We start from the raw sequence: 11,725 nt of genomic DNA on the forward strand, positions 1-11,725 counted from the left end.
GCGGTGTCCGGAGCCGGGCCCACGACGAACTCGGGGTTGACGCCCGCCGGCAGATGGGCCTCGGCGCCGGGCACGGCTCCCGCCGCCGGGACGTGCGCGACGGGTTGCACGAACTGGTTGACCGCCGATGCCACGTCACGCGACGGCGCCGGCGCCGCGGCGTCGCCCGCGAAGACCGCCGCGGCGGCCATCAACATCGACGCCGCGTTCGACGGGTCCGCGGCGGCCTGCTGGATCACCGGCCCGAGGCTCTGCACCGCGGGCAGGCCCGGCGCCGTGAGCCCGTCGATCGGCAGCGGCGCCGCCGGGTCGGCGTGAGCGACGCCGGTCACGCCGACCGCCAGCAACGCGGTCGATGAACTCACCGCCAAGGCGGTGGTGAGCATCGTCCTGATCGTTGACATGGTTCCCCTCGTGTCGGATGGGCGGTTAACGGGCGAGCGGCGTCAGGGCAGGGCCGAGAGCAGCGGTGCCGCGACAGGAGCGGCCGGTGCCGCGGGGGCAGCCGGTGTGGTGGCAGCGCCGCCGGTGGGCAGCAGGCCCGCCAGCGGGGACCCGCCGGGCAGCAGCGACGCCAGGCTGCCGGGTGCGCCGAGCACATCGGTCAGCCCCGACAGCGGGGATGCGGCGGCCGGCGTGTTGACCGGCGGAACGGTGGTGGTGTTGCCGGCCGGGATGGTGCCCGGGGTGGCGGTCACCGTCGGCATGGCCGCGGGCAGCGTCTCCGGCAGCGCGGCGACGGCGCCGGGCAGCGCGTTCACGCTCGGAGGCAGTGTCAGCGACGCGGTGGCTCCCGGGGCGGGGGCCAGCGGGGCGGTGGCGGCACTCGTCGTCGCGCTGGCCGCGGCGGGGGCGCCGCCCATCAGGTTGGCGAAGCCCTGCATGAGCTGCGTCGCGGCCGCCGGGTTGGCGGCGAGTTGCTGCAGGAACGGCAGTCCGGGCACGGCGGGTGCCGGGGCAGGCGCCGGGGCCGGCGCGGGTTGAGCGGCGGCTCCCGCGCTGAGGGCGACAGCAGCCGTCACCGCTCCTGCCGCAGCAATCATCGTGGTGGCGAACAGTTTCCGGGTGCGGTGCATGAGGTCTCCCAATCGGTGTAGTGGCACGCCTGGACCCGAAGCTAGCCTGTTACTAGAGTTACTCAAGTGACATGAGTGGCATTTATTCAACCGTTACGGACGTGAAGGCAGACGGTGACCGAGCACCCTCGTCGCTAAAGTCGCAGCCATCGACACCATCGAGACGGCCGCGGGCTCACGGTGGGCAGCCCGGCTGTCCGCTGCGGCCCCTGCGCTCCTGATCCTGAGCATCGGCGCCCGGCTGGCGTGGACCTACCTGCTGCCCAACGGCGCGAACTTCGTCGATCTGCACGTCTACGTGGGTGGCGCAGCCGCACTGGACCGGCCCGGCACCCTCTACGACTACGTCTACGCCGACCAGACCCCGGACTTCCCGCTGCCGTTCACCTATCCACCGTTCGCGGCGGTGGTGTTCTATCCGCTGCACCTGCTGCCGTTCGGCATCGTGGCGTTTCTGTGGACGATCGGGATCATGGCGGCGCTCTACGGCGTCGTGCGGATCAGCCAGGGTCTGCTGACCGACAGCGAGATCGACACCGAGACCGCCGGAGACCGGCGTGTCGCCATGCTGTGGACCGCGGTCGGCATCTGGACCGAACCCCTGCGCAGCACGTTCGACTACGGCCAGGTCAACGTCGTGCTCGTGCTGGCCATCCTGCTCGCGGTGAGAAGCGGCCGGTGGTGGTTGTCCGGGCTGCTGGTGGGGCTGGCGGCGGGGATCAAGCTGACCCCGGCAGTTTCGGGCCTGTACTTCGCCGGTGCCCGCCGCTGGGCGACGGTGGCCTTTTCCGCTGCGGTGTTCTTCGCGACGATCGGGCTGTCCATGCTCGTGATCGGCGAGCAGGCCCGGTTCTACTTCACCGACCTGCTCGGCGACGCGAGGCGCGTCGGCCCGGTCGGCACGTCGTTCAACCAGTCCTGGCGCGGCGGCGTCTCGCGCATCCTGGGACACGACGCCGGCTACGGCCCCGCCGTGCTCGCCGGCATCGCAGTGACGGCTGTGCTGGCGGTGCTGGCCTGGCGCGCCATCGGCGGTGCGAACGACCGGCTCGGCGCCATCGTCATCGTGTCGTTGTTCGGACTACTGCTGTCGCCGATCTCGTGGACCCACCATTGGGTGTGGCTGATCCCGCTGATGATCTGGCTGCTGCACGGCCCCCTGCGCGCGCACCCGGGCGCCCGGATCCTCGGGTGGGGGTGGCTCGCGCTGACGCTGATCGGCGTGCCGTGGCTGCTCAGCTTCGCCCAGCCGACCATCTGGGAGATCTCCCGGCCCTGGTATCTGGCATGGGCCGGTCTGATCTACATCGTCGCCACGTTGGCGACGCTCGGCTGGATCGCTAGCCGAGGAGGCCGTCGATCTCGCGCGCCATCGCCACGTCCTTGTCCGTGATACCGCCCTCGGAGTGCGTCACGAGCGCGAAAGTGACCGTGCGCCAACGGATGTCGATATCCGGATGATGGTCGGCGGCCTCCGCGCGCTCGGCCACCCGGCGGACGGCCTCGATGCCGTCGAGGAACGCCGGGAACGTCACGCTGCGGCGTAGGGCGCCGTCGGCGCGCTCCCAGCCGTCGAGTTCGGGCAGGGCAGCATCGACATCGTCGTCTGATAACACGGCCATGCCCTCGACGGTATACCGTGTCCGCCCGTGCCCACCCTGGTTGTCGTCGCCGGAGCGCTGATCGAGCAGGGGACGCTGCTCGTCGCGCAGCGGGCTCGCCCACCCGAACTTGCCGGACGCTGGGAGCTGCCCGGCGGGAAGGTGGGCACAGACGAGAACGATGCCGGGGCCTTGCGGCGAGAGTTGTTGGAGGAGTTGGGTATCGAGGTGACCGTTGGTGCCCGCCTCGGAAGCGACGTCGCGCTGGGTGAGGCGGCGACGCTACGGGCGTACCTGGTGACCCGCACCGGCGGGGTGCTGCATCCGCACGACCACCGGGCGCTGCGCTGGGTCGGCGCCGGGGAGCTCGACACCCTGGACTGGGTGCCTGCCGATCGCGCGTGGCTGCCGGACTTGGCGGCCCTACTGCGGCCGGGCGTCACTAATCATGGCGATGGGCATCGCGGATGAACACGCCTTCGGCGAGGGCTGCGAGCGTGGCTCGGGTCGTGCGGTCGGCGTCGTCGACGTCGGGTGCTCCGTTGCCCGTCAGCATGCGGTAGTAGAGGGGCGCCGACAGGTGCCTGATCACGTCGCCGGGGTCGGTGCCCTCGGGTGTCTCCCCTCTGGCGATCGCTTCGGTGATCACGGGGGCGAACACGTCGGTGCGGGTCCGGTAGAACCGCGCCAGAGCGGCTGCGGTGTCGCGGTTGCACGTCGCCGCGGCGATGATCGCTGCGAACAGGCGCCCCTGCCGGGGATCGGCCAGGGTGCGTTGGATCAACTGTGCGATGGCGGACAGATCGCCGGACACGCTGCCGGTGGCCGGGCGCGGCGAGGATGTGTCGGCCATGTCCGCGAGCACGTCGGTCACCAGCGCTGAGACCGTGCCCCAGCGCCGGTACACCGTCGATTTGCTGACGCCCGACCGTCGGGCCACTTCGGTCAGGTCCACACCCTCCAGGCCGCCGGCCACGAGGAGGTCGGCTGTCGCCTCTAGGACGGCTGCGCGCACCTGCGCCGTTCTGCCGCCGGGTCGCGAGGATGCCATCCAGCCATCTTAACGCGACGAATGTCGCGTTAAGGGTCGTGAACTGGTACGGTTCCTTATCGAGACAAAATTCCCGTTAAGGAGAAGCATGGAGTATCGTCGAGTGGGAAACTCGGGCCTCGTCGTCTCCGAATTGGCCTTCGGTGCAGCAACTTTCGGAGGCGGCGAGTTTTTCAGCGCGTGGGGCGACACGGGTGTGGACGAGGCCCGCCGACTGGTCGACCTCTGTCGCGAGGCCGGTATCACGTTGTTCGACACCGCCGACGTGTACTCGGCCGGCCGGTCCGAGGAGGTGTTGGGTCAGGCGTTGGCGGGCCGACGCGACGACGTACTGATATCGACCAAGGCCGCGCTCCCGACAGGGGACGGACCGAGTGATGCCGGGACGTCCAGGACACGTCTGATCACCGCCGTCGAGCAGGCGTTGCGTCGGTTGGGCACCGACCGCATCGACCTGTTCCAATTGCACGGGTACGACTTGCGAACCCCCGTCGAGGAGGTCGTCGACACCCTCGATGTGCTGACCCGGCAGGGAAAGATCCGCTACAGCGGGGTCTCGAATTTCGCGGGCTGGCAACTGATGAAGGGGCTGTCGGCGGCGGATGTCGCGCACAAGCCACGGTATGTCGCCCACCAGGTCTACTACTCGCTGATCGGGCGTGACTACGAATGGGAGCTGATGCCGCTGGGCGTCGATCAGGGAGTCGGCGCGATCGTGTGGAGTCCTCTGGGCTGGGGGCGCCTGACCGGCCGCATTCGTCGCAACGCGCCGATACCGACGCGCAGCCGTCTGCACGCGACAGCGGATGCCGGACCGCCGGTCGACGACGACCTGCTCCACGCCGTCATCGACGAACTCGACACCATCGCCGGCGAGATCGGCAAGACCATTCCCCAGGTCGCGCTGAACTGGTTGCTGCGCCGTCCGACCGTCGCATCGGTCATCGTGGGCGCGCGGGATGCGCGACAGCTCGAGGAGAACCTCGGTGCCGTCGGATGGGCGCTGGACCACGACCACATTGCGCGGCTCGACGCGGTCAGCAACCGCGAGCAGCCCTATCCCCACTTTCCGTACCACCGCCAGGAGGGCTTCGCCCGCATCAACCCCCCGCTGTTCCCGATGGCCCGTTGACGCGCTGTCCTATCCCGGCGCGCGGATGACCCCGCCCGTGGCGCGGTCGAAGGCGCGCAGCCCGATCGCGAACGCGGTCTGATCGTCGAAGTGCAGCGGGTCGCGGCCGGTGATCTCGCGAATCCGCGTCAACCGGTGGCGCACGGTGTTGGTGTGCAGGAACAGCTCGCGCGCGGTGTCGGACGGGGAACCGTTGGCCGCCAAGAAGGTACGCAAGGTCCGCACGTGCTGGGTGCCGCGCTCACGGTCGAGCCGATCCAGCGGCTCGATCAGCTGGGTCACGAACGGCGTCAGTTGCGCCACCGGTAGCTGCTCGATCAGGCTGGTCAGCGTGCTGAGCTGATCGGGTCCGATGCTGCCGCCGTGCTGATGGGCCAGGCTCAACGCGATCCGCGACTGGGTGATCGCCGGCCCCAGTTCGGTGATCGGCACGTCCGCGGAATGGCCGGAGGGCAAGGAGAGCGTGTCGGCGGTCGTGTCGGCGCGCCCCGCGTCGTGCAGCACCAGGCACACGTCCGAGGCATCGCCGACCAGGGCGTCGGGGAACGCCAGGGACAGCAGGGCGCCGGCCCCGCCGGGCCATGCGGACACCCGCACCGTCGCCGACGGCGCGTGGGGCCAGCGCAGGAGTTGACTCAACGCATCGGGTAGCAGCATCCGGCGTTCGACGAGGGAGAGCAGCTGGCCGACGCGCTCCCGGGCGAGCGCGGCCTCGATGTCGCGCTCGTTCTGCGCGGCCGCGACGAAGCGGCCGATCGTCTCGAGCAATGACGGGTCGGGCGGCGTGCCGCGACCGATCCACACGAGCGCACCCAGGCCGGGGATGGTGACGGTGGCCTCGGTGTGATCGTCGTCGATCGGCGGGCGGCACTGTGCCTCGTCGAGGATGAAGTAGCAGCCCAGCAATTCGCCCGCCCTGTCGAGCAGCAGGCGGACCGGATCGCGCCTGCGCAGCGCCGCCATCATCTCGGGCACCAGGGCAGCGGTTGCACGGGCGGTGACGAGTTCGGTGCCGAGTCGATAGTCGGCGACGAAGCGGCTGATGCTCTCGAAAGGGACGTCCCGCGGAGCGATGAGCACGGGCAGACCGTGCGCTCGGCACCTGGCCAGGAGCTCGGCCGGCACGACGTCGTGCCCGTCACCGGTGCCGAAGCACACCCCCGCTGCGCGGGAGCGGGCCAGCGCGTCGGCGAAAACATCGCAATCCTGCCGGGTGTGCAGCGACAGACCGACGGTGCACACGAGTTCCCCGCCCTGGAGATAGCGGGCCGGATCCGGGATCTCGGTCGTGTGCACCCAGCTGATCTCGCGGTCCAGATCCTGCGGGGCGCCCGGCGGCTCGATCAGGCCCAGCGGGGAACCGGCCAGCAGGTCGCGCACCGTCGGCGCCACCGCGCCCGGGGCCCGCGGGTCGGTCATGGCCCTGAGCGTAACGCCGGCGACACATCGTGGCCCGCCGTTCGTTGTGCGATCGTCCAACGCGACACCCCGCGGTGGGTGCGATCGCTGCGTTTTCGGTCCGATGGGTGGTGATCACGACAACGCGGACCCATAGTTCATCCAACCCGGAACCGGATGGGAGCAATCATGACGTCTTCGGTTGACAGCGTCGACTCGCCGTACGCGCTGCGGCGCGAGTTCTCGCTCTGGTCGGCGTTCGCCTTCGCGTTCGCGTTCATCTCTCCGATCGTGGCCCTCTACGGCATCTTCGGGCTGGCGCTGAGCGCTGCGGGCCCCAGCTTCTGGTGGGGCTTCCTGCTGGTGTTCGGCGGACAGCTGCTCGTGGCGTTCGTGTTCGCGACGCTGGTGTCCCGCTGGCCGCTGGAAGGCTCGATCTACCAGTGGTCGCGACGGCTGATGGGGACCGGCTACGGCTGGTTCGCCGGCTGGTTCTACATGTGGACGCTGGTGATCGCGATGGCGACGGTCGCGTTGGGGGCGGCCGGGTTCATCGCCAACATCGCCGGTGTCGAGGCGCCGTCGGGCGGCCTGCGGGCGGGCATCGCGGTGGTGATCCTGTTGTGCGGCACGGTGATCAACCTGATCGGCCGTGGTGCGCTCAAGGTGTTCATGACCGCGAGCATCGTCGCCGAGGTGCTCGGCTCGATCGGGCTGGGTACGTGGCTGCTGGTCTTCCATCGCAACAATTCGCTGTCGGTGCTGTTCGACGGTGGCGGCAGCGGCGTCGACATCGGGTCCTACCTGTCCGGGCCGTTCCTGATCGCGGTCGCGTTCATCGGCTTCTCGTTCGTCGGATTCGAGAGCGCGGGCGCGATCGCCGAAGAGGTGCACGAGCCACGCCGCGACCTGCCCAAGGCGGTGCTCTTCTCACTGACGTTCATCGCGCTCGTCGTCGCGTACTCGAGTCTGGCGATCATCCTGGCGATCCCCGACATGGCTGCCGTCACGGCCGGCTCGGTCGCCGACCCGGTGTACGACACCCTGACCACTGCGCTGGGCGCCGGTATCGCGAAACCGGTGGAGGTGCTGTTCGTGGTGGGCTTCCTGGCCAGCTTCCTGGCGTTGCAGACCGCAGCGTCGCGCGTCATCTGGGCGTATGCCCGCGACGGTGCGCTGCCGGCAGCGAGGACACTGGCCCGTCTCGGCGGGGTCAACCGGATGCCCGTGGCCGCCATCGCCGTGACCACCGTCGTCGGCGGCGCACTGTTCGGGTTGTCGATCGTTGCCGGAGACATCTACTCCCTGATGGTCAACTTCACCACCGGCGGCTTCTATCTCGCGTTCCTGTTCCCGCTCATCGGGTTCCTGGTCGTCCTCGTCCGCCGCACCTGGACTGCGCCGTCCTTTTCCCTCGGCCGGCTGGCGCTCCCCGTGGCGGCCGTCGCCGTGGTGTGGGCGGTGCTGCAGATGCTCAACATCTCCTGGCCCCGCGCGGTCTACGAACAGCGTTACCTCGACTGGTCGGTGTGGATCGGCGTGCTGGCGCTGGCGCTCATGGGTGCCGCGATCTTCGCCGCGGTGCGATCCCGCATCGTCGCCGTCAGCGTCATCGAGGAGGCGGAATCCCTCGACGAGCGCGCCGACGAGGCGGGGCGCCCGCAGTGAGTGACCGTCGAACGGCGGTCGTCACCGGGGCTGCCAGCGGCATCGGCGCAGCGGTCGTCTCCGCCCTGCGGGCACGCGGGTTCGCCGTCGCCGGCGTCGACCTCGTCGATGCCGCAGGTGTCGACCTCGCGGTGCGTGCCGATGTGTCCGACGGCGCGGCACTCGCGTCGGCCATCGACGGGGTACGCGCACGGCTGGGACCGGTGGCCGCAGCCGTCAGCGTCGCGGGGCACTACGCGATGGCGCCGGTCGAGGAGATCACCGCGACGGCATGGCGCCGCATGCTGCGGGTGCACCTGGGCGGCTTCGTCAACCTCGCGCGGGCGTGCCTGCCCGACCTGGACGCGAATCAGGGCTCGCTGGTGGCCATCGCGAGTGAACTCGCGGTCGGGGGAGGTGAGCACGACGCGCATTACGCCGCGGCCAAGGGCGCCCTGCTGGGCGCGATGCGCAGCCTCGCCGCCGAGGTCGCGCCCACCGGGGTGCGGGTCAACGCCGTCGCACCCGGACCCACCGACACACCTCTGCTGGCCGCCGATTCCCCCTGGCGCGCAGCCGATTACCTTGCCACGCTGCCGCTGCGCAGGCTGGCGTTACCGGCCGAGGTCGCCCGATGTGTGGAGTATCTGGTGTGCGACGCGGGATTCAGCGTCGGCGACGTGGTCAACGTCAACTCGGGAGCGGTGATATGACGACCTCTCTGACCGGGCGCGTCGCGCTCATCACCGGAGCCGGCCAGGGCATGGGGGTCGCGCATGCCCGCCGACTGGCGGCCGCCGGCGCCACCGTGGCCGTCAACGATCTGCACGAGACTGCCGAGCTGATCGAATTGGCCCGCAGCATCGGCGGATTCGCAGTACCCGGCGATGTTTCCGATCCGGCCGAATGTGTGCGTATCGCCGACGCCGTCGCTGACAAGTGCGGCCGACTGGACGTGCTCGTCGCCAACCACGCCTACATGACGATGGCGCCGCTGCTCGACCACGATGACGCCGACTGGTGGAACGTCGTCGACACCAATCTCGGCGGCACCTTCTTCCTGATCCAAGCGGTGCTGCCGCACATGCGTCGCCGGGGAGAGGGGCGCATCGTCGTGATCACCAGCGAGTGGGGTGTCACGGGCTGGCCCGAGGCGACGGCGTACGCGGCGTCCAAGGCGGGGCTGATCTCGCTGGTGAAGACCCTCGGCCGAGAACTGGCCCTGGAGGGGATCATCGTCAACGGGGTGGCGCCCGGTGTCACCGACACTCCGCAACTGCAGGTCGACGCCGCCGCCGCGGGGGTGGACCTGGCTACCGTGCACGCCCGTTATGCCGGCGCAATCCCGTTGGGCCGCATCGGGGATCCGGATGAGATCGCGGCGGCGGTGGAACTGCTCGCCGACTTCGAGGTGTCCGCCGTGGTCGGCCAGGTGTTGTCCTGCAACGGCGGGTCGACACGGTCACGGGTGTGAAAGGAGAACATCTCATGGCACAGGGATCTCATGTGCGCACTGCCAACGGCACGCTCGGACAGGTCGACGCCCAGCAGGTGCCCCGCTACGCGGGCCTGGGCACGTTCGCACGGCTGCCGCAGCGCCACGAGGTGGAGCGCTACGACATCGCGGTGGCAGGCGTGCCGTTCGACAGCGGGGTCACCTACCGCCCCGGGGCGCGGTTCGGCCCCGCCGCGATTCGGCAGGCGTCGCGGTTGCTCAAGCCCTACCACCCGGCGCTCGACGTCGCTCCGTTCACCGCCGCCCAGGTGGTCGACGCCGGCGACATCGCCGCCAACCCGTTCGACATCTCCGCCGCAGTCGACCAGATCCGCGCCGGCGTGACCGATCTGCTCGTCGAGGACGGCCAGAGAGTGGTGCTCCTGGGCGGGGACCACACGATCGCCCTGCCGTCATTGCAGGCCCTGCATGCGGTGCACGGACCGCTCGCGCTCGTGCACTTCGACGCCCACCTCGACACATGGGACACCTACTTCGGGGCGCCGTGCACCCACGGCACACCGTTCCGTCGGGCCGCCGAGCAGGGTCTGCTGGTCAAAGACCGATCGGCACACGTCGGTATTCGCGGATCGCTCTACGATCGTGCCGATCTACTGGACGACGCCGAGCTCGGCTTCACCGTCGTGCACTGCCGCGACATCGACCGCATCGGCGTCGACGGCACGATCGAACGGATCCTGGAGCGGGTGGGCGACCATCCGGTGTACGTGTCGATCGACATCGACGTCCTCGATCCCGCGTTCGCGCCGGGCACCGGGACCCCGGAGATCGGCGGAATGACGAGCAGGGAGCTGGTCGCAGTTCTGCGAGCGATGCGAGAGCTGCCGATCGTGGGGGCCGACGTCGTCGAGGTCGCGCCGGCCTACGATCATGCGGAGGTGACCGCTGTCGCGGCGGCCAACCTCGCCTACGAACTGATCACCCTGATGGCAGGCCGGTGACATGAGCGAATTCGCCTGGCCGAAGGGCAAACTCGCGGCGGCGGCGTTCACCTTCGACGTCGATGCCGAATCCGCGGTGCTGTGGGAGCCCTCCGGTGACTGGCAGTCGGTGGGTGCGCGGATGAGTGTGATGAGCCACCAGGCCTACGGTCCGCTCGTGGGTCTGCCACGAATCCTGTCGCTGCTGGAGCGCCACCAGATCGCGTCGACCTTCTTCGTGCCCGGTCACACCGCCGACCGTTATCCGGACGCGGTCCGCGCGATCGTCGCCGCCGGTCACGAGATCGCCCACCACGGCTATCTGCACGAGCAGCCCACCCGGCTCTCGCTCGAGGGTGAGATCGATGCGCTGGACCGCGGATTGGCCGCGCTGGCCGACGTGGCAGGGGTCAGGCCGGTGGGTTACCGGGCGCCGATGTGGGACCTGTCGTGGCGCACCCCGGCCCTGCTCGTCGAACGTGGCTTCCTCTACGACTCCAGCCTGATGGACGCCGACCAGCCCTACGAACTCGCGGTGGGGGACGACGGGCGTCTGGTCGAGATTCCGATCCAGTGGGCGCTCGACGACTGGGAGCAGTACTGCTATCTGCCCGACGTGTCCGGCAGCGGACTCATCGAATCACCCCGCAAGGCACGGGAATTGTGGCAGCTCGAGTTCGACGCCATGCGCCGGGTCGGGGGGTGCTGGGTGCTGACCAACCACCCCTTCCTCAGCGGAAGACCCTCGCGCGCAGAAGAACTCGACCACCTCATCGGCTACGTCGCCGGGCATGCAGAGGTGTGGACCACCAGCCTGGGTGAGATCGCGACGCACGTGCGATCGCTGGGGCTGACGCCGCGCGGCATCACCCCGCCAGACGTGCCGCGCTAGAACCGCAGTCGGTCGTCGAGCACGCGCACCGGGGCGTCACGGTGGCGTGCCGCGTAGATCGGGTGCAGCAGTGTGGGATGTTCGCAGTGCGGGCACGACACCCGCGGATCTCGCCGTGAACTGAACGCCAGATGGTGACAGGCCGAGCACCGCACCAGGTACAGCGCGCCGATCCAGTTCATCAGACCCAGATAGATCGCCAGCGCGGTCAGTGTCGCCAGCGCGATGATCAGGGCCACGGTGAGCACCTCGAAAACCGTCATGATGGCCAACCTCCACGAGAGTGACGGGTACCTCCACGGTACGCCCGTCGACCGCCCGCGATCAGGCCTTTCTGGCCCGCTTGTAGACCTTCTCGAGCTCCTTGCCGCGCAGCCCGGTGCGCTCGGCTCTGTGCACCTTGTGCAGCACCAAAGGACATTTCTTGCAGCGCGGCTTGCTGCGGCAACATTTCTTCTTCGGGGTGAGGTCGGTGAGCTTGCTGGCCACGTG

14 protein-coding genes and 1 pseudogene are annotated in these 11,725 nt (G+C 69.6%); 8 read left to right on the forward strand and 7 right to left on the reverse strand.

The features are described from left to right. Together MHN84_RS23395 and MHN84_RS23400 are read right to left on the reverse strand one after the other, a co-directional pair. A pseudogene (locus tag MHN84_RS23395) lies at positions 1–404 on the reverse strand (hypothetical protein); the annotation flags it as partial. A gap of 42 nt (positions 405–446) precedes the next feature. Further along, positions 447–1,076 carry a hypothetical protein gene (locus tag MHN84_RS23400; RefSeq protein ID WP_241206908.1) on the reverse strand — a complete coding sequence of 210 codons (630 nt, stop codon included), beginning with the start codon at positions 1,074–1,076 and terminating at the stop codon, positions 447–449. 157 nt (positions 1,077–1,233) lie between these two features. On the opposite strand from MHN84_RS23400, the gene MHN84_RS23405 reads away from it, so the two are divergent. Next, positions 1,234–2,469 (forward strand): mannosyltransferase, encoded by a 1,236-nt coding sequence (locus tag MHN84_RS23405; RefSeq protein ID WP_241206999.1) that lies wholly within the window; start codon positions 1,234–1,236, stop codon positions 2,467–2,469. On the opposite strand, the gene MHN84_RS23410 is transcribed toward MHN84_RS23405, so the two are convergent. Further along, complete coding sequence (locus tag MHN84_RS23410; protein ID WP_241206909.1) at positions 2,417–2,698, reverse strand: 4a-hydroxytetrahydrobiopterin dehydratase; 282 nt, start codon at positions 2,696–2,698, stop codon at positions 2,417–2,419. The genes MHN84_RS23405 and MHN84_RS23410 overlap by 53 nt on opposite strands. Before the next feature lie 27 nt (positions 2,699–2,725). On the opposite strand from MHN84_RS23410, the gene MHN84_RS23415 reads away from it, so the two are divergent. Beyond that, positions 2,726–3,148: a (deoxy)nucleoside triphosphate pyrophosphohydrolase gene (locus tag MHN84_RS23415; RefSeq protein ID WP_241206910.1), complete on the forward strand. Its 423-nt coding sequence runs from the start codon at positions 2,726–2,728 to the stop codon at positions 3,146–3,148. Here the strand turns inward: MHN84_RS23415 and MHN84_RS23420 are convergent. Next, positions 3,120–3,728, reverse strand: coding sequence for a TetR/AcrR family transcriptional regulator (locus tag MHN84_RS23420; protein ID WP_241206911.1), 609 nt, complete (start codon positions 3,726–3,728; stop codon positions 3,120–3,122). The two genes, MHN84_RS23415 and MHN84_RS23420, sit on opposite strands and share 29 nt — an antisense overlap. Positions 3,729–3,816: 88 nt before the next feature. Between MHN84_RS23420 and MHN84_RS23425 the strand changes: the two genes are divergently transcribed. Beyond that, a complete protein-coding gene (locus MHN84_RS23425) occupies positions 3,817–4,860 on the forward strand; it encodes an aldo/keto reductase (RefSeq protein ID WP_241206912.1) in 1,044 nt (347 codons plus the stop codon). Between the two features lie 9 nt (positions 4,861–4,869). Here MHN84_RS23425 and MHN84_RS23430 read toward each other — a convergent pair whose 3' ends face one another. Next, positions 4,870–6,279, reverse strand: coding sequence for a PucR family transcriptional regulator (locus tag MHN84_RS23430; RefSeq protein WP_241206913.1), 1,410 nt, complete (start codon positions 6,277–6,279; stop codon positions 4,870–4,872). A gap of 168 nt (positions 6,280–6,447) precedes the next feature. Between MHN84_RS23430 and MHN84_RS23435 the strand changes: the two genes are divergently transcribed. The 5 genes from MHN84_RS23435 to MHN84_RS23455 are packed head-to-tail and all read left to right on the forward strand — an operon-like array spanning position 6,448 to position 11,233. Beyond that, positions 6,448–7,926, forward strand: a complete 1,479-nt coding sequence (locus MHN84_RS23435; RefSeq protein WP_241206914.1) for an amino acid permease — start codon at positions 6,448–6,450, stop codon at positions 7,924–7,926. Next, positions 7,923–8,618: an SDR family NAD(P)-dependent oxidoreductase gene (locus tag MHN84_RS23440; RefSeq protein WP_241206915.1), complete on the forward strand. Its 696-nt coding sequence runs from the start codon at positions 7,923–7,925 to the stop codon at positions 8,616–8,618. The genes MHN84_RS23435 and MHN84_RS23440 overlap by 4 nt, the downstream gene beginning before the upstream one ends. Further along, positions 8,615–9,379 carry an SDR family NAD(P)-dependent oxidoreductase gene (locus MHN84_RS23445; protein ID WP_241206916.1) on the forward strand — a complete coding sequence of 255 codons (765 nt, stop codon included), beginning with the start codon at positions 8,615–8,617 and terminating at the stop codon, positions 9,377–9,379. The genes MHN84_RS23440 and MHN84_RS23445 overlap by 4 nt, the downstream gene beginning before the upstream one ends. Before the next feature lie 14 nt (positions 9,380–9,393). Next, positions 9,394–10,362: an agmatinase gene (speB, locus tag MHN84_RS23450; RefSeq protein ID WP_241206917.1), complete on the forward strand. Its 969-nt coding sequence runs from the start codon at positions 9,394–9,396 to the stop codon at positions 10,360–10,362. A gap of 1 nt (position 10,363) precedes the next feature. Next, a complete protein-coding gene (locus tag MHN84_RS23455; RefSeq protein ID WP_241206918.1) occupies positions 10,364–11,233 on the forward strand; it encodes a polysaccharide deacetylase in 870 nt (289 codons plus the stop codon). On the opposite strand, the gene MHN84_RS23460 is transcribed toward MHN84_RS23455, so the two are convergent. After that, positions 11,230–11,496: a hypothetical protein gene (locus tag MHN84_RS23460; protein ID WP_241206919.1), complete on the reverse strand. Its 267-nt coding sequence runs from the start codon at positions 11,494–11,496 to the stop codon at positions 11,230–11,232. The genes MHN84_RS23455 and MHN84_RS23460 overlap by 4 nt on opposite strands. Positions 11,497–11,557: 61 nt before the next feature. Then, complete coding sequence (locus MHN84_RS23465; protein WP_241206920.1) at positions 11,558–11,722, reverse strand: hypothetical protein; 165 nt, start codon at positions 11,720–11,722, stop codon at positions 11,558–11,560. Positions 11,723–11,725 lie beyond the last annotated feature (3 nt).

This window comes from Mycobacterium sp. PSTR-4-N, assembly GCF_022348085.1.
In the GTDB taxonomy this organism is placed as follows: domain Bacteria; phylum Actinomycetota; class Actinomycetes; order Mycobacteriales; family Mycobacteriaceae; genus Mycobacterium.